We start from the raw sequence: 20,784 nt of genomic DNA, 5'->3' as shown, positions 1-20,784 counted from the left end.
TCCGGCCTACACTGTCTGAGACAGGAGCGTCGGCAGGTGCTCGTGGCGAGGAAAGGAACGGCAACGTGGCCGGACTCAGGAGAAAAGGCATCACCCGCATGGCGAAGGTGGCGAGCATTCCCGCCACCCTGCTGGCCCAGCGGGTCGCCGCCACCGGGCGGGGGCTCATGGCGGGCGCCGAACGCGGCAGCATCACCGACGAAATGCTCGACAATGCCGCCGACCAGGTCTTCGCGGTGCTCGGCGAACTCAAGGGCGGCGCCATGAAGCTCGGGCAGGCGCTCAGCGTCGCCGAGGCCGCGGTGCCGCCGCGCTTCGCCGAGCACTTCCGTGAAGCGCTGACCCGCTTGCAGCAGGAAGCCCCGCCCATGCCGGTCGCGGACACCCATCGCATGCTTGATGTGCAATTGGGCACGGCGTGGCGGAAACGGTTCGCGCACTTCGAGGATCAGCCGATCGCGGCCGCGAGCATCGGGCAGGTGCACAAGGCGGTCTGGCACGACGGCCGCCCGGTCGCGGTGAAGGTGCAGTATCCCGAGGCCGAGGAATCGCTGCGCTCGGATCTGATGATGCTGCAAATGGTTTCGGGTGCGTTCAACACGTTCATGGCCGGCACCAATGCCCGGCAGCTCATCGAGGAGTTCCTGGCCCGCACCGAGGACGAACTGGACTACCGCATCGAGGCGGCCTATCAGCGCCGCTTCGCCAAGGCCTTCGCCGGGGACGCGCGCTTCTTCGTGCCGCGGGTGGTGGCGGCCGCGCCCAAGGTGCTGGTCAGCGAATGGATGAACGGCACCCCGTTGTCTCGCATCATCGCCGATGGCTCCCGGGCCGACCGTGACCGCGCCGGGCTGCTGCTCGCCGAATTCGCGCTGTGCTCGCCGAGCCGGGTCGGCCTCCTGCACAGCGATCCGCATCCCGGCAATTTCCAATTGCGGCCGGACGGGCGGCTGGGCGTCATCGATTTCGGGGCGTGTGCGGAGACCCCGCGCGGTCTGCCCGAGGCCGCCGGGCGCATGGCGAGCTGCGCGCTGGCGGGGGACTACGACGCGCTGGAGCGAGTGCTGCGCGAGGAGGGCTTCGTGAAGCCCGGAGCCGCAATAGAAATGGCTCCCATCCGCCGGCGGATCGAACCGATCGTCGCGCAGATCGACGGACAGGATTTCCATTTCAGCCGCGCCATGTTGCAGGAGGACGTGGCCCGGGCGCTGGATCCGGAGAACATCTCCCTGGTCAATGCCCGCGCCATGAAAGCTCCCGCCGACCGGCCCGAATACGCCATGTTCGGGCGGGTGCTGGGCGGCGTGGTGGGTATCTGCGCGCAACTCGATGCCCGGGGACCGTTCCTGAGCTTGGCCGAACAGTGGATCCCGGGTTTCGCCGGAACCCGGGAAGCCGCCGGGTGAGCCGCCGCGCTCAGCGGAAGTAGGGTGCGGGCTGCACCCAGCGGAAGCCGCGTGAGACGGATTCGAACCGGTCCAGGTCGATGCGCTGCAGTCGCATGCGCACGGGCTTGCCGCCGAGCTGGCCTTCCAGGATCAGCTCGTCCGGCTCGGGCTGCTCGTAGGTGAATGTCGCGATCTTCCACTGGTGCGCGAGGTCCTTCGCGAGGACGACCGTGTGGGTCTCGGTGTCGACCTCGCCGGGGAAGGACACCATGGAATCGTCCATGCGCTGCGCGGTGACGCCGATCGTGCTGTCGAAGATGATGCGGCGGAAGCGCTCGTTCGCGCTGAGCATTTGGGAATTGTGCTGTTTGCCGCTGTAGTCGATCAGGGGCGGCAGGGTTTGCCCGGCGACGGTGTATTCGGTGACGTTCCAGATGCCGTACAGCGGGGATTTGGCCCGGCCGTTGCCGTAGGAGCTCCACGCGTCGTGGCCCTCGATGATCGCGGTGATCAGCAGCCACACACCGAAGACCACCTGTGTGGCCAGCAGGATCCGCTGCCCGCGCCGGCCGGCGACCAGCGGAGGCGCGTCCGGGGCGGGGACGGCATGTCCGGTGAGCGCCTTCACGATCCGCGCGATATCCGGTGCCGCCAGGATGGCCGAGTACACGACCAGTTGCAGCGCGAACAGTTTCACCGGTACGTCGAAGGTGAGATTGAGCAGAGCGACCTGGAGTGACACCACGAACGCCAGCACCGCGCCCAGCCCGGCGGTGCGCGGTAGCACCAGCAGCAGTGCGGCGGTGATTTCCGCTGCGCCCAACGCCATTTCGTAGGGTTCGGACATCGCGGTCGAGGCCCACAGGATCGACATCGGACTCATGTCACCGAACGGCTCGATCAGCCGCTCCAGGCTGAAGGTCATCTGCGACGGCAGCACCTTCACCATGCCGTACAGCAGCAGCGCGGCCACCAGCACCGCGCGCAGCAGCAGCCGGAACCAGCCGTAGAGCCGCACGTACTCCGGGCGCTTGCGATCGAGCACCGACCAGACGACGGTCGCCAAGGCGCTGACCATCAGCAGCGTGAACAGCCAGATCCATTGCGTGGCAGTATCACTGCTGCCGGAAGCCGAGTAGTCGGCGCGGGTATCGAACAGCTGCTCGCCCACCCAGTCGGTGAGCGGATGCAGCGCCGACCATTTCGCGAAACCGAGCACCATATCCGTCGGCAACCCGAACGAACGCAGCAGCGATCGGGCCACCCACGGGGCCGCCATCCCGATGCCGACGAACACGAAGCCGAACCGGAAGGCTATGCGCACCAGCGGATGCCATGGTTCGGCCGTCGGTGCTGCTGCCTCCCGGCGTTCCTCTTCGGCCGCGACCGTTGCCACCACTGATTACCCCTCACCGATCCACGCAGCGAACTCCTTGCGGGCGTGAACGTTATGGCAAGCGGTGCGGCGGGCGTATCCGGCAAAGTTGGTGCCCCGATCGTCCCTGCCCCCAGAATCACCGCCACCGGCGCGGGGGTGCGGGCGGTCAGTTCACCGACACCGCGCGCCGTCCGTTCGCGGTCACGGTCACCGGACGGGTCACCGTGAAGCGATAGTCGTCCATCGGGAAATGCCGGTTCTCCCAATACATTTCCAGCTGTGTGGACGGCCGGAACGCCGCTCCGTCACCCTGATAGTTGATGTAGTAGGTGTTCGAGGTGACGCAGCCCTGGGTGAACAGGTGCGTGCGCTTGGCGCGCCGGTCCATGCGCTCGAAGTAGCGGTCGTGCGGCTCCTGCCGGACCTCCACCCGGGTGGCCCGGCGGCGGCGGGCCTCCTTGATGACCCGGGCGGCGTGCGCGGAGGTGGATTCGATGAGCGGAATGTACGAGCCGGGCGCGTACGCGTAGGGCCCGACGATCAGGAACGCATTGGGGAAACGGGGCACCGAGACGCCCTGATACGCCTGGAAGCGATTGCGGTCCCAGAATTCGCCGAGCTCCAGCCCACCGCAGCCGTAGATCGGATAGGGCGGGGTGTAGCCCTTCTCCATCACCTTGAATCCGGTGGCGCACAGCACCATATCGAATTCGCGTTCCCACCCGTCCGCGCTGACGATGCCGGTCGGGGTGAAATGCTCGATCGCGTCGGTGACCAGATCCACGTGCGGTCGCGTGAAGGTCTGGAAATAGTTGTTGGAGATGGACGGCCGCTTGCAGCCCAACCGGTAGTCGGGGGTGAGCTTGCGGCGCAGTTCCGGATCGCGCACCTGGCTGTACAGGTAGCCCTTCATGGCGGCCTCGCCGAGCATGATGCCGGCCGAGGTGACGCGCGGATAGTTCGAGATGGCCAGGCCCGCGCCCAATCCGGCATTGACGCCCACATTGCCGACGAAACGCACCGTCTTCTGCACCGGCGCCAACCCGAGCAGCGCATTGAGCACCGGACCCATCGTGAAATCGACCTTGGGCCCGATCCAGATGGCCCGGCGCTGATACACCGTCAATTGCGAAACCGTCTTGGCCAGTTCGGGAATCACCTGCAGCGCGGTCGCGCCGGTGCCGATCACCGCGACTCGTTTGCCACTGAAATCGTAGGAGTGATCCCAGCGCGAACTGTGCATGATCTTGCCGGTGTATTCGTCGATGCCCGCGATCTCGGGGGTGTGCGGCTGCTCCAGCCCGCCCACCGCCCCGATGGTGTAGCGGGCGGTGATCTCGGCGCCGTTCTCCAGGCCGATCCGCCACAGATCATTGTGCTCGTCGAAGGACCCGCGCACCGCACCCGAACCCAGCCGCAGCTTCGATCGCAACCCCTGCCGATCCACCACTTCCTCGGCGTAGCGCTGCAATTCCTCGCCCGGCGCGAAGAACCGCGACCAGCGCGAGCGCGGCTGGAACGAGAAATTGTAGACCGGCGACGGAATGTCCACGGCCACACCGGGATAGGTATTGGCCAGCCAGGTGCCGCCGACCTTGGACCATTTGTCGATGATGACGAAATTCTCGATCCCGGCCTTGCGCAGGGCCACGCCCGCGCCGATCCCGCCGAGGCCCGCGCCGATGACGACGACCTCGTATTCGGGGGTGATGGGGGAGCCGTTGGTGGTGCTCATCGTTGAGACCTCGTGTTCTCGGTGAGGGTGGTTGCGTACGCCGCGGCGATGACTTCCGGCAGCTGCTGCCGCCGCAGCTTGCCCGCGGTGGTGCGGGGGAGTTCCGCCGCGAACACGATGTCGCGCGGCACCTTGTAATTGGCGAGGGTGGATTTGATGTGTGCGCGCAGCGCGTCGGCGGTGACCTGCGCGCCCGGTTCCAGGACCACGACCGCGGCCAGGCGCTGCCCGAATTCGGTGTCCGGCAAGCCGATCGCGCCCGCGTCGGCGACGGCCGGATGGGCGGCCAGGGCGGCCTCGACCTCCTGCGGGAAGACGTTCTCGCCGCCGGAGACGATCATGTCGTCGGAGCGGCCGTCGATGAACAGGCGGCCCTGCGCGTCGAAATGGCCGAGATCGCCGGAGTCCATGTGCCGGCCGACCATGGTCTTGGCGCGGCCGTCGGTGTAGCCGCGGGACATGGCCGGATTGCGATTGACGATGCGGCCGGTATAACCGGTCGGCACCTCGCGGCCCCGCTCGTCCACGATGCGGATATCGACCAGGCCGCTCGGCGGTTTGCCCACGGTGCCCGGCGCGGCCCGCAGATCCGCGGGCGTGGCGACGGCCCCCGCGCCGGTCTCGGTCGAGGCGTACCCGTTGAACAGCACGTCACCGAACTCGTCCATGAAAGCCGCTGCCAGCCAGGGCGAGAGCGGGGCCGCGCCGCACAGCACCATCTGCAGGCCGTCGGTGCGGTAGTCGCGCCGATCGGCCTCCGGCAGCGCCATGATCCGGCCCAGCATGGTCGGCACCAGACAGGCGATGCGCACGTCGTGGCGTTCGATATCGGCCAATACCGTTTCCGCGTCGAAGCGTTCGTGCACGATAGCGGTCGAACCCAGCAGGAACGCGGCCGGCAGCGCGACGAAACCGAAGGTGTGATGCAGCGGCGGGGCGACGATCATCGGGTGCCCCAGGCGCGGAATCGGTTCGAAGCGGGCGAAATCGGTGATCGCGGTCAGCATGCGCGGGTGCAGGGCGGCCAGCATGGGCAGCACGTCCCGGCTGCTGCCGCCCCGGGCCACGCCCTTGGGCACCCCGGTGGTGCCGCCGGTGAGCAGGATGATCGACCCGCCCCGCGCGGGTTCGCGCACCGGCGCACCGCCCGCGGCGACCAATTCGGCCACCGTCGGCAGCCCGCCCGCCACGCCGCGCACCACCAGGCGGCGACCGGTATAGCCGGATCGCGTGATCTCGCCGTGGAATTCGCCGTCGTAGCAGAGCAGGTCGATGCCCTCGCGGTGCAGCACCTCACCGATCTGCGGGCCCGCGAAACCGTAGTTCAGCGGCACCAGATCGGCCGAGAGCCGGGCGGCGGCATAGGCGGCCACCACGAACCCGCGATGATTGCGGCACAGTACGCCGACCTTGCTGCCGCGCCGGATATTCCAGCGCTCCCGCATCGCCGCGGCCAGTCGTTCGACCTGTTCGTGCAGGTCCGCGGCAGAGATCGGGCCGTAGTCGTCGATCATGGCGGGGCGGTCGGGGAACCGCGCCGCGAACAATGCCAGGGTGGTGGCCAGGCTGACGCCGCCGCGCAACGCCGCCGCCGTGTGCGGAATCCGGCTGGGCGGCAGCAGGTTCAGCGCCCCGGCGGCCGGAATGCGCCCCGCCAGGGTGACGGCGTCGTCGAGGAGGTTCGCCGCGGCTTCCATCCGGCCCAGCGGTCCGGCCAGATCGACCGGGCGGTTGTTCCAGTTCCCGGCCTGCACATAGCGGGTCATCAGCCGCTGGGCCAGCGGCGAGGAATCCAGCGCATAGGACATGGGCGCGGCGGCCCGCTCCCACCAGGGCCGAATCGCCAAGGGCCGGTCCACGATCGCGCGGCACACCAGGCTCGCGGCCTCGTCGGTGGACATGCTCGGGGTGTAGCGGTAGATGCGATAGGGGCCGAGCATTTCCGAGCGCACCAATTGCAGATGCACCGCCGTGCAGGTGATGCCGTCGGCGCGCAATTCCGGTCCAGCGCCGCGCATCCAGGAATTGAACGCCGCTTTGCTGGCGATATACGCGGTCCAGCCGACGGCGGGCATATGTACGCCCGCGGTGCTGATATTCACGATATGGCCCGCTCGGCGCGCTCGCATGCCCGGTAACAGGCTCAGTACCAGGCGAATCGGGCCGAGATAGTTGATGCGATTGGTGTCGTCGAAATTGTCCCAGCGATCCAGGGAATCGGAGAGCCAGCGCCGAATGGACTTGCCCGCATTGTTGACGAACACATCGACGTGGCCGTGCTCGGCAAGCACACGCTCGACCAGCTCCGCGCACGCGTCCATATCGGTGAGATCGGTCGGGTACGGATGAATCGAGCCGGGCGCGCCCGCCGATTCGTCACGCAATTCCTCGAGCAGCCGCGCGCGGCGGGCAACGGCGATGACGCTCGCGCCATTGCGTGCCAGCCGGTGCGCGGTAGCGCGACCGACGCCCGAGGACGCCCCGGTCACCAGGATCACCTTCCCGGTGACCGCGGGCGCGAGCCGCCGCTCGCTGATGCCGTAACTCGCCGCGCCCAGCGCGATCCGGACCGATTTCGGTAGTTCGATCATGGGCTGGAGATTCCTTGCCGACCGGCCGAATCTCGAAGTGCGCCATTGCGCTTCATTACTGTGCCCACGTGCCTCGGCCTTTCGCTGCGGGCTACTCGTGTCCCACCAGAGTAGATCTGTCTGGGACAGTGATCAAGCGTCAAATCGGCGCGCTGGTTGCATCGGTCGCGGGAGTCCTGCAACGGGTACTGACACGGGGTTAGAGTCTGGGAAGGGCCGAGCCTGGAAGGGAAACCCATGCAACCGTCGCTGGAGGAATGGATCGCCGCGGGGTCGTGGCTGGAGGTGGGCGGGCATCGGGTGTTCTACCGGCAGGACGGGCCGGCGGACGGCCGGGCGGTGACGCTGCTGCACGGGTATCCGACCTCCTCGCACGATTGGAGCGGGATCGTGCCGGCGCTGGCCGAATCGGGCTGCCGGGTGACTACTTTGGATTTCCTGGGATTCGGGGCCAGTGCCAAGCCGCGGGCGCACGACTATCGGATGGTCGAGCAGGCCGATCTTGTCGAGGAGCTGTGGAAGCACCTCGGAATCGGTGAAACCGCGCTGGTGGCACACGATTACGGGGTCAGCGTCGCACAGGAGTTGCTGGCCCGGGATCCGGGGCGGATCACGCGGATGGCATGGCTGAACGGCGGGTTGTACATAGATCTGTACCGGCCCATGGCGATTCAGAAACTGATGATCTCGCCGGTGGGGAAGCTGCTGGGGCCGTTGATGTCCGAGACCAGCTACCGGGCCTCCGTCAAGCGGACGGCCGGGCGGCCGCTGGCCGAGGACGTGCTGCACGAGATGTGGCTGGCGACCGCGCGCGACGGCGGCACCCGGATTCAATGGCAGCTCAATCGCTATCACGACGAACGGCACGCCAATGCCAACCGGTGGCAGCGGGCGCTGGAGACCTATGCCGGGCCGACGCTGTTCCTCTGGGGTCCGGCCGATCCGATCAGCGGCGGGCAGATCGAACGGTTCCGGGAACGCCTGCCCGGGGCGGAGATCCGGGTGCTCGACGACGCGCCCGCGGTCGGGCACTGGCCGCAGCTCGAGGATCCGGAGACGGTGCGTACCGCTCTCACCGGATTCCTGGCCGGATAGCTAGCCCGCCGCGGCGCCGCGAGTACGGTCGCCGCCGCGGCGCAACCGGTGCAGGGTCAGATCGGCCGGGCGGTCGGCGCGTTCGGCATAGCGGGTCATGACGGTGGTGAGTTCCGGTGACCAGCGCAGGATTTCGTCCCGGATGGGGCCGGTGGTGCCCAGCTGGCAGGCCAGCCCGACCAGGCCCAGCAGGGCGCGCTGGAACGGGGTGATGTAGGCGGGCGCGCCGAGCTGGCGGTAGACATTGGTGAGGCTGGGATTCGCGGCGGCCAGCACCCGCTCGCGCAGCCAGCCGGTGTCCAGGCGAAAAGTGGGGTGGCGCAGCAGCTCCGTGAAGGGCATCAGCTCGGTGGCCAGGGCACGGGCATCGAGCGGGCCGCTGGCCAGGCCGTGGGTGCGGGCGGCCGCATCGAGATCGGCGGGGGTGCCGTTGACCAGGGCGTCGAAGAGATCGTGCACCATCGGCTGGAATTGCGGTGGGGGCCAGGGCGAACAGGCGCCGAAGTCCACCACGCCCAGGCGGCCGTCGGGCAGCACCCGGAAATTGCCCGGATGGGGGTCGCCGTAGAGCAGTCCGCAGCGATCGGCCGAGGACAGCACGAAACGGATGGCCAGCATGCCGACCCGATCGCGTTCGGTCTGCGCGCCGGCGGTGACCAGGCGGGTCAGGGGGACGCCGTCGAGCCATTCGCCGACGATCACATCGCCGCGCTGGGCGATGACCGCCGGCACGTGGAAATCGGGATCGTCAGCATAGGCGGCGGCGAAGGCGCGCTGGTTCGCCGCCTCGGCCGCGTAGTCCAGTTCGGCTCGCACACAATCGGACAGGGCCGCGAGCGCCGCGGGCACATCGGTGTTCGGCAGGAAGACCGGGGCCAGCCAGGACAGGCCGCGCAGCTGATCCAGATCGCTGAGCACGGCATCCCGCGCGCCCGGGTACATGATCTTCACCGCGACCCGGCGGCCGTCCTGCCAGACCGCGCGATGCACCTGCCCGATGGTGGCCGAGGCCGCGCGCCGGTCGTCGAACTCGCGGAAGTTCGTTCGCCAGTCCGGTCCGAGCGAGGCGGCGAGCACGGCGTGCACGGTAGCGGGCAGCATGGGCGGCGCGGCATCCTGCAAGCGGCTCAAGGCATTCCGATAGGGTTCGGCGAGATCCGGTGGCAGCGCCAGCTCGTAGACGGCGAGCAATTGGCCGAGTTTGGCGGCGCAGCCCTTGAGTTCGCCGAGTACCTCGAACATGTGCTCGGCGGTGCGCAGCCGGATATCGTGATCCACTTCGCGGGCGGGACGGCCCAGCGCCTTCTTGCTCGCGCCGGCCATCCGGCGGCCCGCGAAGGCGACCGGCAGGGCGGCGAGTTTGGCGGAGCGAACGACCTTGCGGGCGGGCGGATTACCGCCCGCGTCCCGCGTCCCCCGTGCGGTGCCGGTCCGTCGAAAACTCATCGATCATCCCCTCGAGCGCGCTCGGCCACTGCGCGGGGACCAGTCTGCCAGGTTATGAGACTGTGCGGTACCAAATCGCGTACCGGCGGTACGTTTTCCCGGATGGTGGGATCGGGCGGGGATCTCGGCGTTCCGCCCGGATGATCATGCCTGGCGGGCAGACAGTTTCGCGAGGTCGGTCAGGCGGTGCGCGCGGGCGATCTCGGCGGGGGTGAACGGTTCGCCGGAGCGGATGAAGGTCATGGGTTCGAGCTCGGCGACCGCGATCTCGAGGACCGTGCCGGGTGCGGGCGACGGCTCCGCGGCCGAAACATATTGCGCGCCCAGCAGTTCGGCGATGACCAGCGGCAGCTCGCCCGGATCCAGTGCGACGCGGGCGGCCAGGCCCAGCGCCTTGGTCTGGCCGTCGACCAGGGTGAGCGCCGATGCGGGCCAGATGCCGACCGGTGCGCCGCCCGAGCGGGTGACCGCGTTGGCCAGGCGCTGCGGGGTGAGATCGGCCGGGGTGGAGACCACGAGTTCGTCCAGGACGCCGTCCTCGAGATGGTGGACGTGCACGGCGAGAATATTGGCGCGGCGGTCGGCCAGGTGTTTGGCCAGCGCCTCCAGCCGGCCGGGCTTGTTGTCCACCCGCACCCGGATTCGCCAGAGTCGTTCGGCGCTGTCCAGATTGCGGCGATGGCGCAGTTCCGGGCCGTGCAGCCAGCGCGCGAAATAGCGCATGGCTCCGGGTTCGACCACCCAGATGACCAGGATGGTGGTGGTGACCGCGAGCAGCGTGACGGTCAGCAGGTAGGGCAGTTCGTAGTGGATGACGAGGGCGTGCAGGGCGAGTTCGACGGGGAAGACAGCGGCCAGTTTGGCCAGCGCCAAGCGGGTACGTCGCGGATGGGGCAGGCGACCGCACACTTCGCAGGCCAGCGCATGCACTTCGGTTTGCCTCATGTTCACCAGATTCGGTGAACGAGATTTCACCGCTGTGCCCGGCTGTAAAGAAGGAGTGACAAATCGCGGTGCTACCGGCCGGATAGGTGGTGTGCCGCACAGCAATTCGCCGAGTGTGCCGGGTAACACACCGTTTGCGTACGCGCCACGCCGTCCGGTGGCGGTGGTCGCGCCTATTTCGGTGGTAGCGAGCGGGCGTAGGCGACGCCGCGGCCCACCCACTCGTCGAGGGCGTCGTCATCGTCGACCGCGGCGGCGGTGACGCGCAGCCAGCCCTTCATCTCGCGCCCGCGCATGACCATGAGTTCCACCGCGTCGCGTCGCGCCAGCTCGACCGAGGTGTCCGGATCGGTGCGCACCAGCAGCCCGCCCTGCCCGCTCGCGGCCACCGCCATATTGCCGCCGATCAGGAAGGCCAGCCCGCCGAACATTTTCTTCTCCACCGTCAGGCCGCGCGCGGGTCCCAGGGCATCGCGGATCCGCTCGGCCAGCTGCTCGTCATATGCCATCTCCGCATTGTGACCCCGGCCACCGACAATTTCCGGCGGGCGGGCCGGGATATCCGGGCAAAAGAGACCGTTCCGGCAGGTGTCAGGCGGTGCGGGATGAGGTACACAGGTGAGGTGGAAGCACCGCCGACGGTAGGTGTCGAAGAGGAGTTTCTCCTCGTGGATCCGCGCACCGGTGCGCCCGTCGGCCGGAACGCCGACGTCGCCCGCACCGCCGCCGATCTCGGCATCGAACTGCAATTGGAGATCACCCGCTGCCAGGTGGAGACCAGCACCAGGGTCCACACCAGCACCGGGGATCTCTTGCGTGAACTGCGCGAACTGCGGCGTGGAGCCGCCGCCTGCGCCGAGAAGAACGACGCCCTCCTGCTGGCCGCCGCCGTCCCCCCGAGCGGCCCCGACGACCTGTCCATCACCAGCACCCCCCGCTATCACCGCATCGCCGAGAACTTCGGCCGCCTGGCCTACGACCAGGGCCTGTGCGGCGCCCACGTCCACGTCGCCGTCCCGAATCGCGAAGTGGCCCTTCAGGTCAGCAATTTCCTCCGCCCCTGGCTCCCCCTCCTGCTGGCCCTCACCGCCAACTCCGCCATCTACCGCGGCGGCGAAACCGGTTACGCCAGTTGGCGAAACATCCTTTGGCGCCGCTGGCCCAGCGCCGGCCCACCCCCGCACTTCGACTCCCTGGACGACTACGACACCCGGGTCGAATCCATGCTCTCCTTAGGCGTAATCCTGGACCGCAAAATGGTCTATTGGGATGTGCGCCCGTCGATTACGTTCCCCACCGTAGAAGTCCGCGTCAGCGACGTCCCCGCCACCGCCGAGGAAAGCGCCCTGCTCGCCACCTTGGTGCGTGCCGCCGTCATGACCGCCCGCCACGCCACCCGGGTCCCCATAGTCTCCGAAGAAACGCTCCACGCCGCCTACTGGAAAGCAGCCCACGAAGGCATAGACGGCCCAGCCATCAACCCCCTCGACGGCCGCACCCTCCCCGTCGAAGAACTCCTCGACGACCTCATCGGCCGCCTCCACACCGCCCTGGACGATCTGGGCGACCTGGACTTCGTAACCTCCACCGTCCGCTCACTCCTGGCGCGCGGCAACGGCGCCCGCCGCCAACTCACCGCCTTCCGCCTCCGCGGCGAAATCACCGACGTAGTAACCGAACTCGCCGAAGCCACCCTCCACGCCTGCCGCTGACCCCTACTTCTTCTTCAAGCACAGCGCGAACTCCGAAACCCCGTACTTCCCACTGCCCTTCGTCGACTCGCTGTACACCTGATCCGACTCCGGATACTTTCTCCCGCACTGAATATCGGCCAGTCCGGCCTCGGTCACCACACCCACCACCGTCGCCTCCGCGCGAGTGTCCGAGCACGGCACGATTACCAGTTCGGGATCGCCGCCCTGCCCCTTGTGCTTGTCCCGCACGCAGTCCCCGACCTTCGCATCCCGCGCGGCGGAGCCGGAGGAGAACCCCGCGAACGCGGACGACTTGCCCGATGAATCACTACCCGCCGCCACCGCGAACGCCACGACGAGCAGTAACGGAATCAAGAACCCGGCAACCTGCCACCGCCGAGTCAACGGCTTACCCGGATTCAACGGCAACCTCGGCTGCCCCGGAATCGGCTCCCCGAGCCCGTTCAACCACGCCCGATTCACCAGATTGACCAGAATGGTGACCGGATTGCAGAGCACGAACGAGATCGGCCCCCACCACCCCTCGACCAAACTCTCCGCGGTCATCTGCCGGAACGAGGCCAATCCGCAAGTCTTGCAATAGGGCCCCGGCAACTTCCGGAACTGCATGACCAGCACCAATCCGCGATGTGCCCGAAAGGTGACATCGAGCGCCGGCGTGCCCCCGCAATATTGGCAATACACGCCATTCGGCTCCGAAACGGGCACGGAGCCGGACATCGATTCTGTTGTGGACAAAGCTGGGCCATCCCCCCGGTGCGAACTGTAGAACCGCAGTATTCAAACACGGCTCGGGGACGAGTACGGCCCCGGGCGGTCACGGGGACCGCGACCGGGGCCGCGCTATGGAATTCGGGTGATCAGTTGGCGCGGGCGCGCCATTCCTCCAGGTGTTCGGCTTCCGCGCCGATGGTGGTGGATTCGCCGTGGCCGGTGTGGACCAGGGTTTCCGGGGGCAGGGACAGCAGGCGGTCGGCGATGGAGGTGACGATGGTGGGGTAGTCGGAGTAGGAGCGGCCGGTGGCGCCGGGGCCGCCGTGGAAGAGGGTGTCGCCGGTGAAGACGGCGCCCAGGTCGGGGGAGTGGAAGCAGCAGGCGCCGGGGGCGTGGCCGGGGGTGTGCAGGACGTGCAGGGTGGTGCCGCCTACTTCGATGAGCTGTTTGTCGGACAGCTCGCCGTCGGGGGCGATGTCCGGGTGGGTGAGTTGCCACAGCACCAGGTCGTCGGGGTGCAGGAGGATGGGAGCGCCTGTGGCGGCGGCCAATTCGGGGGCGACGCGGATGTGGTCGTCGTGGGCGTGGGTGGCCAGGATGGCCTTCACGGTGCGGCCGTCGACCAGGTCGAGGATGGCTTGCACATTGTGGGGGGCGTCGATGATGACGCATTCGGCGTCGTCGCCTACCAGCCAGACATTGTTGTCGACGTCGAAGGTCTCGCCGTCCAGGCTGAACGTGCCGGAGGTGACCGCGTGATCGATGTGCGCCACTACAGGGTCACCACCGAGCGCAGTACCTCGCCGTGATGCATCTTGGTGAACGCGGCCTCGATGTCGTCGAGCGAAATCGTCTCGGTGACAAAGGCGTCCAGGTCGAAGCGGCCCTGCTTGTACAGCTCGATCAGGTACGGGAAGTCCCGGGAGGGCAGGCAGTCGCCGTACCAGGAGGACTTGAGCGAGCCGCCGCGGGAGAAGAAGTCGATGAGCGGCATCTCCAGCTTCATATCGGGGGTGGGCACGCCGACCAGCACCACGGTGCCCGCCAGATCGCGGGCGTAGAACGCCTGCTTCCAGGTCTCCGGCCGCCCCACCGCGTCGATGACCACGTCCGCGCCGAAGGAATCGGTGAGCTCCTGAATCCGTTCCACCGCATCCTCTTTGGCGGCGTTCACGGTGTGGGTGGCGCCGAATCCGGTGGCCCACTCCAGCTTCCGCTCGTCGATATCGACCGCGATGATGGTGGTTGCCCCGGCCAGCCGCGCCCCGGCGACGGCCGCGTTCCCGACCCCGCCGCAACCGATCACGGCCACGCTGTCACCGCGGCTCACCGCACCGGTATTGATGGCCGCGCCCAGCCCGGCCATCACGCCGCAGCCCAGCAGGCCCGCAGCGGCGGGGGACACGCTCGGATCCACCTTGGTGCACTGCCCGGCGTGCACCAGGGTCTTCTCGGCGAACGCGCCGATACCCAGCGCGGGGGTGAGCGGGGTGCCGTCGGTCAGCGTCATGGGCTGGGCCGCATTGAAGGTCGAGAAGCAGTACCACGGCTTGCCCTTGCGGCAGGCGCGACAGGAACCGCACACGGCCCGCCAGTTCAGAATGACGAAATCGCCCGGCTCCACATCGGTGACGCCCTCGCCGACCGCTTCCACGATGCCCGCGGCCTCGTGCCCCAGCAGGAACGGGAATTCGTCGTTGATGCCGCCCTCGCGGTAGTGCAGATCGGTGTGGCACACCCCGCACGCCTGCACCTTCACCACGGCCTCGCCGGGACCGGGATCGGGGATCACGATCTCGGTGACTTCGACCGGAGCATTCTTCGAGCGCGCAATGACGCCCCGCACGATCTGGGACATTGGTTCCTTCCTGTTCGGCACAACCCTTTTCGACTATGGCATCCCGGCCCGGCAAGTAGCGAGGGATCGGCGATCCCTCCCAACCGGATTCCGGCTCAGAGCAGCGCCTCCGCCGCCGCATCGGCGATGGTGGCGGCCAGCCGCCCGAGCGCCGGCGAGTCGAGTTTCCACTGCTGCCAGTACAGCGGCACATCGATGAACATCTTGTCGTCCAAGGGAATCAGCTTGTCGCCCGGCCGCCGTTGCAGATCCGGCACCATGCCCCAGCCCAGTCCCAGCCGGATGGCCTCCACGAATCCGGCTGAGGACGGAATGTAGTGCCGCGGCGGATCCACGGGCTTGCGGGTGTAGTGCCGCACCAGCCGGAATTGCAGATCGTCCTTGCGGTCGAACAGGATCACCGGCGCCGCGTCGAAGGCTTTGGCGGTCGGCCCGTCCGGGAACCAGGCGCGCACGAACTCCGGCACCGCCATGGCCCGATAGCGCATGGCTCCCAATCTCCGCACGGTGCAACCCTGTACGGGCGCGGCGGTCGAGGTGATGGCCGCCATGACGGTGCCGTCACGCAGATAGCGCGTGGTGTGCTCCTCGTCCTCGCGATAGACCTCGTAGTTCACCCCCGCCGCGGCCAGTCCGAGCGCCGGCATCACCCAGGTCTGCAACGAGTCGGCGTTCACCGCGATCGGTATCCGCACCGGCCGGTGCGCGGGTTGCTGCTCATCGCCCAGTTCCAGCGCGGTGTCACCGGTGAGCAGTTCGATCTGCCGGGCCAGCCGCAGCACCGCCAGCCCCGATTCGGTGGGCTGCACCGGTTTGGTCCGCTGCACCAGGATCCGCCCCGCCGAGTCCTCCAGGGCTTTGATGCGCTGGCTGATAGCCGAAGCGGTGACGCTGAGCCGCCGCGCGGCCGCCTCGAAGGTGCCCTCGCTGATCACCGCGTCCAGTGCGCGAAGCTGGTCCAGCTGCAGATCCATATAAGAGATGCTAATGGTACGTAAAAATCTTTAGCTGGACTGGTCCTGGACGCCCGCCCTACTTTCGAATGGTGAACGCATCATCGGCGGCCCTGGCGGCCATCTCAGGACTCGGCTTCGGACTCTCCCTCATCGTGGCGATCGGCGCGCAGAACGCCTTCATCCTGCGCCAGGGCATCCGCGGCGAGCACGTCCTGCCGGTGGTGGCGGTGTGCGCGCTGTCGGATGTGGTGCTCATGACCCTCGGTGTGGCGGGCTTCGGTTTCGTCACCGAGACCGCGCCCGCACTGCTGACCGCGGCCAAGTACGCGGGCGTGGCCTTCCTGCTCGGCTACGCCTTCCTCGCCGCCAAGCGGGCGTTCTCGGCGTCGGCGCTGACCGCGGGCGGCGGCGCGCCGATCGCACTGGGCGCGGCCATCGCCACCTGCCTGGCCGTCACCTGGCTCAACCCGCACGCCTATCTCGACACCATGGTGCTGCTGGGTTCCTTCGCCAGCACCTACGCGACACCGGATCGCTGGTTCCTGGCGGCGGGCGCCATGCTGGGCAGCGTCATCTGGTTCACCGGATTGGGTTTCGGCGCCCGGCTGCTGGCCCCGGTCTTCGCCAAGCCGATGGCCTGGCGGGTCCTGGATTCCGGCATCGCCCTCGTCATGACGGGCCTGGCGATCGGCCTGCTGGTCAGCTAGCGCACCGCCGACACCGGCACCGGACGGCCCTCGCGGCGCGAGAGTTCGCACGCCTCGGCGATATAGAACGCCTCGAGGGCATCCGCGGGCGGGCACGGATTGATCAGCTGACCGGTGGCCACGCCCACGAAGGTGGCCAGCTCCTCGGTGTACGCGCCCCGGAACCGGTCCATGAATCCCGGATAGGCGGGCAGCGGGGACGGCGGATAATCGGGCTCCACCGAATGCAGTGGGGCCCGATCATCAAGTCCCACAATGGCATTGCCCTGTGACCCGAGCACTTCCAGGCGCACGTCGTACCCCGCCCCGTTGTACCGGCTCAGTGAAACCGTCGCCAGCGCACCGTCGTCCAGCCGCAGCACCACCGCCGCGGTGTCCACATCGCCGGCGTCGGCGAAGAACTTCTCCCCGCGATTGCCGCCGGTGGCGTACACCTCGGTCACCTCGCGCCCGGTCACCCACCGGATGATGTCGAAATCGTGTACCCCGCAATCGCGGAAGATGCCGCCCGAGCGCGGAATGTACTCCGCGGGCGGCGGCGCCGGATCGAGGGTGGTGGCGCGCAGCGTGTGCACCCAGCCCAGTTCGCCGGAGGCCACCGCGCTGCGAGCCGCCCGGTACCCGGCGTCGAAGCGGCGCTGGAACCCGATCTGCACCGGCGTCGTCGAATCCGCGACCCGGCGCACCACTTCCAGGGTGCCCGCGATATCGGCGGCGATCGGCTTCTCGCAGAACACCGGCACCCCGCGCTCGACCGCCGCGGTGATCAGCTCGGGATGCGAGTCGGTGGCGGTGGTGACGACGAGCGCGCCGATCCCGGCGGCGAACAGCGCCTCCAGATCCGCCGCGTACTCCACGTCGAGTTTGTCGGCGGCGGTGCGGGCGCGGGCGGCGTCGGCATCGGTGACGATCACCGACTCCACGCCGGGCAGGGTTTTCAGGGTCTCGGCGTGCGAGGTGCCGATGCGGCCGGTGCCGGCCAGGCCCACACGGAGGGAAGTCATAGCTGCTCCTCGGAGGTGAGTTGCGGTGAAAGGGGTTGCGGCCCGGTCAGGTTCGGGGCGCGGCCGTCGTGGCGCGGACGACCAGCGACGGTTCCAGGCGTTTGCGCACCGGTTCGGTGCGCTGCTCGTGCAGGCGTTCGGTGAGCGCTTCCACCGCCAGCCGCCCGATACCGGCGCGCGGCTGATCGATGGTGGTGAGCGAGACGTGCCGCAGCGCGGCGAGCGAGGAATTGTCGTAGCCGACCACCGACACGTCGCCGGGGACGCGCAGCCCGGCTTCCTCGAGCGCCGACATGGCGCCGACCGCATTGAAGTCGTTGCCGCAGACCAGCGCGGTGGGGAAATTCTCGGGCGAGAAGAGGTTCAGCAGTTTGCGCACCGCCCGCGCGCCCGCGTCGTCGGTGTGCTCGCTGGCCACCACCATGGGCTCCAGCCCGTGCCGTTCCATCGCGGCGGTGTAGCCCTTGCGGCGCGGCGCGGCGGCGAACGCGGCGCCGCCGTCGAGGTGCACGATGCGCCGATGCCCCAGTGCCGCAAGATGATCCACCGCCAGCGCGGCGCCCAGCTCGCCGTCGTCGTTGACGGTGTCCACCCCGGCGATGGTGGAGGTGCGCGACACCAGCACCACCGGGGTGCGCCCGGCCGCATCGCGAATGGCGCTCGCGGGCAGCACCGGCGACAGCAGGATGACCCCGCCGGGCCGGAAGGCGAGCAGCCCGTCCAGGGCCGTCTGTTCCCGGGAAGCGCTGCGCCGCCCGGTGTTCAGGATGAGCTCCAGCCCGGCTTCCTGCGCGGCCTCGTCCATGCCTTCGATGACGTCGGCGAAGAACGCGTTGCGCAGATCCGACACCATCACCCCGACGATATTGGAGGTCCGGCTGGCCAGCGAACGGGCCATGGCATGCGGCTGGTAACCGAGTTCCGCGGCGGCGGTGAGCACCGCGCGGCGGCGGTGCTCACTCACCTTGGGGGAGTTGCGCATGACGAGCGAGACCAGTGCGCGGGAGACGCCGGCGCGGGCGGCGACATCTTCCATGGTCGGTCGCGTCAAAACTGCCTCCGTGCTCGCGGATCGGTGTGTGACGCACGCTACCCGCTGGCCCCGTTCTCGGCAATAGAGCGCTCTAACGGGAAAATTCGGGCGGCCCGGTGAATGGTCGTTTGCCCAGGAATCGTGCGTTTCTTCAGGTGGCAGAGCGGATTTCGGCTGATGTCGGACCCTTGACACCTGAGTGATCCAGGTTACATTGTTGGAGCGCTCCAATAGCGAGCCTCCCTTCGATGGCTTACCGACAGGTCTGGATATGCCGATGACCGAACCGCTCCATCCACCGCGAATCTCCCCCGCGCCGCTGCGTATCGCGGCCGCGCCGATCTCCTGGGGAGTCTGCGAAGTGCCCGGCTGGGGGCACGTTCTCGAACCCGCCACGGTCCTCGCCGAAATGGCGGCGCTCGGACTGACCGCCACCGAATTCGGCCCGCCCGGCTATCTACCGGCAGACCCCCTCGCGCTACGCACGACGCTCGGCGAATACGGGCTGACCGCGCTCGGCGGCTTCCTCGCCCTCGCCCTGCACAAGGAACCGGGCAGGGCGCTCACCGCCGCCCGCGAGACCGCCGCGCTGTTCGCCGCCACCGGCGCCGAGATGCTGATCCTGGCCGCCGCCACCGGGCAGGACGGCTACGACTCGCGTTCCGCGCTCAGTGATTACGAATGGCGGACCCTCCTGGACACCGCCGCCACCGTCGCCGATATCGCCGCCGAACACGGGCTGCGGGTCACGGTGCACCCGCACGTCGGCACCCACGTGGAGACCGAGGCCGAGGTGGAACGCTTCCTCGCCGACTCGGAACTGGACCTGTGCCTCGACACCGGGCATCTGGCCATCGGCGGCACCGACCCGGTCCGGCTGGCTCAGCGGTACGCCGATCGCATCGGGCACATCCATCTCAAGGACGTCCGGCTCGCCATGGCGGACGAAGTGCGTTCCGGGCGCAGGGAATACAGCGACGCGGTCCGGCACGGCCTCTACACCCCGCTCGGTGCGGGCGATGTGGATATCGAGGCGCTGGTGCGCGCGGTGCACGGCGCGGGCTATGACGGCTGGTACGTCATCGAACAGGACACCGCCCTCGCCCCGGGTGATACCGCCGAACACTCGACGCGGGATGCGCGACAAAGTCTGCGACACCTGACCGAAATCGGCTCCGCACTGGCCTCGGCGCGGATTTAGTAGGGAGGTGAAGACGATGATGTCCATATCAACTCCCTCCCGGCTACGGCGGTGGCGGCGATTGACCCCGTGGCTGGCCGCGGCGGCGGTCCTGGCGGCCTGTAGCGGACCCGGCGGCGACACCGCCGGGGACACCGCCCAGGCCCCGGTGGCGGTCGGCGAACTGAAATCGGTCGCGGTGGTCACCCACGGCTCGCCCGGCGACTCCTTCTGGAACGTGGTCAAGAACGGCGCGGAAGCCGCCGGTGACCAGCTGGGCGTGCGCGTCGACTACAACTCGGCCGGCGATCCCGGGCAGCAGGCCAAGCTCATCGACAATGCGGTGGCCAAGGGCGTGGACGGCCTGGTGGTCTCCATGGCCAATCCGGACGCGCTGCGCACCTCGGTGGAAAAGGCGGTGGCGGCGGGCATTCCGGTGGTCACCATCAATTCCGGTGAGGCCGAGAGCGCCGGCTACGGGGCCATCGGGCATGTCGGGCAGAGCGAGCGGCTGGCCGGTGAATCGGCCGGGAAGCGGTTGAAGGACGCCGGAAAACGCAAGCTGCTCTGCGTGATCCACGAAGCGGGCAATGTGGGTGCTGCCGAGCGCTGCGCCGGCGCCACCCAGGGCTTCGGCGGCGCGGTCACCCTCCAGGTCGACATCAACAATCCGACCGACGCGCAATCGCGGATTCGCGGCGCGCTGGAAGCGGATCCGGCCATCGACGCGGTGCTCACCCTGAACTCGCAGATCGCCGCCCGCGCGGTGGACGCGGTCAAGGAATCCAAGTCCAAGGCCACCGTGGCCACCTTCGATCTGAACAGCGATGTGGTGACCGCCATCCAGGCCGGGACGCTGCTGTTCGCGGTGGATCAGCAGCAGTACGAGCAGGGGTATCTGCCCATCGTGCTGCTGAAGCTGTACAAGTCCAATCTCGACACCGTCGGCGGCGGCCGCCCGGTGCAGACGGGCCCCGCGTTCGTGGACAAGTCCAATGTCGATGCCGTGGCGGCGCTGGTCGCCCAGGGCACGCGGTGA

18 protein-coding genes are annotated in these 20,784 nt (G+C 68.4%); 6 read left to right on the top strand and 12 right to left on the bottom strand.

Annotation, left to right across the window (positions count from 1 at the left end; translation table 11 throughout):
* The first annotated feature begins 65 nt into the window (after nt 1-65).
* Nucleotides 66-1,406, top strand: coding sequence for an ABC1 kinase family protein (locus tag LTV02_RS15490; protein WP_233040656.1), 1,341 nt, complete (start codon nt 66-68; stop codon nt 1,404-1,406).
* A gap of 10 nt (nt 1,407-1,416) precedes the next feature.
* On the opposite strand, the gene LTV02_RS15485 is transcribed toward LTV02_RS15490, so the two are convergent.
* The 3 genes from LTV02_RS15485 to LTV02_RS15475 form a co-directional block, all read right to left on the bottom strand.
* A complete protein-coding gene (locus LTV02_RS15485; RefSeq protein ID WP_233040655.1) occupies nt 1,417-2,787 on the bottom strand; it encodes a DoxX family protein in 1,371 nt (456 codons plus the stop codon).
* Between the two features lie 145 nt (nt 2,788-2,932).
* Complete coding sequence (locus LTV02_RS15480) at nt 2,933-4,501, bottom strand: flavin-containing monooxygenase (protein ID WP_233040654.1); 1,569 nt, start codon at nt 4,499-4,501, stop codon at nt 2,933-2,935.
* Complete coding sequence (locus LTV02_RS15475) at nt 4,498-7,092, bottom strand: SDR family NAD(P)-dependent oxidoreductase (RefSeq protein ID WP_233040653.1); 2,595 nt, start codon at nt 7,090-7,092, stop codon at nt 4,498-4,500. The genes LTV02_RS15480 and LTV02_RS15475 overlap by 4 nt, the downstream gene beginning before the upstream one ends.
* 237 nt (nt 7,093-7,329) lie before the next feature.
* Between LTV02_RS15475 and LTV02_RS15470 the strand changes: the two genes are divergently transcribed.
* On the top strand, nt 7,330-8,187 hold the full coding sequence (locus tag LTV02_RS15470; RefSeq protein WP_233040652.1) for an alpha/beta fold hydrolase: 858 nt from the start codon (nt 7,330-7,332) through the stop codon (nt 8,185-8,187).
* On the opposite strand, the gene LTV02_RS15465 is transcribed toward LTV02_RS15470, so the two are convergent.
* The 3 genes from LTV02_RS15465 to LTV02_RS15455 form a co-directional block, all read right to left on the bottom strand.
* A complete protein-coding gene (locus tag LTV02_RS15465) occupies nt 8,188-9,633 on the bottom strand; it encodes an ABC1 kinase family protein (RefSeq protein ID WP_233040651.1) in 1,446 nt (481 codons plus the stop codon). It abuts the gene before it with no gap.
* A gap of 144 nt (nt 9,634-9,777) precedes the next feature.
* Nucleotides 9,778-10,578, bottom strand: a complete 801-nt coding sequence (locus tag LTV02_RS15460) for an ACT domain-containing protein (RefSeq protein ID WP_157762838.1) — start codon at nt 10,576-10,578, stop codon at nt 9,778-9,780.
* Between the two features lie 173 nt (nt 10,579-10,751).
* On the bottom strand, nt 10,752-11,087 hold the full coding sequence (locus LTV02_RS15455) for a TfoX/Sxy family protein (protein WP_067723401.1): 336 nt from the start codon (nt 11,085-11,087) through the stop codon (nt 10,752-10,754).
* Between the two features lie 114 nt (nt 11,088-11,201).
* On the opposite strand from LTV02_RS15455, the gene LTV02_RS15450 reads away from it, so the two are divergent.
* A complete protein-coding gene (locus tag LTV02_RS15450; RefSeq protein WP_233041586.1) occupies nt 11,202-12,290 on the top strand; it encodes a glutamate--cysteine ligase in 1,089 nt (362 codons plus the stop codon).
* Between the two features lie 3 nt (nt 12,291-12,293).
* On the opposite strand, the gene LTV02_RS15445 is transcribed toward LTV02_RS15450, so the two are convergent.
* From LTV02_RS15445 to LTV02_RS15430, 4 genes are all read right to left on the bottom strand, one after another.
* Complete coding sequence (locus LTV02_RS15445; RefSeq protein ID WP_233040650.1) at nt 12,294-12,902, bottom strand: LppU/SCO3897 family protein; 609 nt, start codon at nt 12,900-12,902, stop codon at nt 12,294-12,296.
* Between the two features lie 251 nt (nt 12,903-13,153).
* A complete protein-coding gene (locus LTV02_RS15440) occupies nt 13,154-13,780 on the bottom strand; it encodes an MBL fold metallo-hydrolase (RefSeq protein ID WP_332909580.1) in 627 nt (208 codons plus the stop codon).
* Entirely contained in the window at nt 13,780-14,865 is a 1,086-nt protein-coding gene (locus LTV02_RS15435; protein WP_067723406.1) for an S-(hydroxymethyl)mycothiol dehydrogenase, read from the bottom strand. Before LTV02_RS15435 ends, LTV02_RS15440 begins: the two co-directional genes overlap by 1 nt.
* A 95-nt stretch (nt 14,866-14,960) precedes the next feature.
* Nucleotides 14,961-15,839, bottom strand: a complete 879-nt coding sequence (locus LTV02_RS15430; protein ID WP_067723408.1) for a LysR family transcriptional regulator ArgP — start codon at nt 15,837-15,839, stop codon at nt 14,961-14,963.
* Nucleotides 15,840-15,910: 71 nt separating this feature from the next.
* Here LTV02_RS15430 and LTV02_RS15425 point away from each other — a divergent pair, with 71 nt between their 5' ends.
* Nucleotides 15,911-16,528 carry a LysE/ArgO family amino acid transporter gene (locus tag LTV02_RS15425; protein WP_233040649.1) on the top strand — a complete coding sequence of 206 codons (618 nt, stop codon included), beginning with the start codon at nt 15,911-15,913 and terminating at the stop codon, nt 16,526-16,528.
* Here the strand turns inward: LTV02_RS15425 and LTV02_RS15420 are convergent.
* Both LTV02_RS15420 and LTV02_RS15415 read right to left on the bottom strand, forming a co-directional pair.
* A complete protein-coding gene (locus tag LTV02_RS15420; RefSeq protein ID WP_233040648.1) occupies nt 16,525-17,532 on the bottom strand; it encodes a Gfo/Idh/MocA family protein in 1,008 nt (335 codons plus the stop codon). The genes LTV02_RS15425 and LTV02_RS15420 overlap by 4 nt on opposite strands.
* A 46-nt stretch (nt 17,533-17,578) precedes the next feature.
* On the bottom strand, nt 17,579-18,583 hold the full coding sequence (locus LTV02_RS15415) for a LacI family DNA-binding transcriptional regulator (protein WP_233040647.1): 1,005 nt from the start codon (nt 18,581-18,583) through the stop codon (nt 17,579-17,581).
* A 259-nt stretch (nt 18,584-18,842) separates the two neighbouring features.
* Between LTV02_RS15415 and LTV02_RS15410 the strand changes: the two genes are divergently transcribed.
* Both LTV02_RS15410 and LTV02_RS15405 read left to right on the top strand, forming a co-directional pair.
* Nucleotides 18,843-19,766 carry a TIM barrel protein gene (locus LTV02_RS15410; RefSeq protein WP_067723433.1) on the top strand — a complete coding sequence of 308 codons (924 nt, stop codon included), beginning with the start codon at nt 18,843-18,845 and terminating at the stop codon, nt 19,764-19,766.
* 19 nt (nt 19,767-19,785) lie between these two features.
* Nucleotides 19,786-20,784 (top strand): sugar ABC transporter substrate-binding protein, encoded by a 999-nt coding sequence (locus LTV02_RS15405; protein ID WP_233040646.1) that lies wholly within the window; start codon nt 19,786-19,788, stop codon nt 20,782-20,784.

This window comes from Nocardia yamanashiensis, from assembly GCF_021183565.1.
Taxonomy (GTDB): Bacteria; Actinomycetota; Actinomycetes; order Mycobacteriales; family Mycobacteriaceae; genus Nocardia; species Nocardia yamanashiensis.
This window is presented reverse-complemented; position numbering and strand designations above follow the sequence as displayed.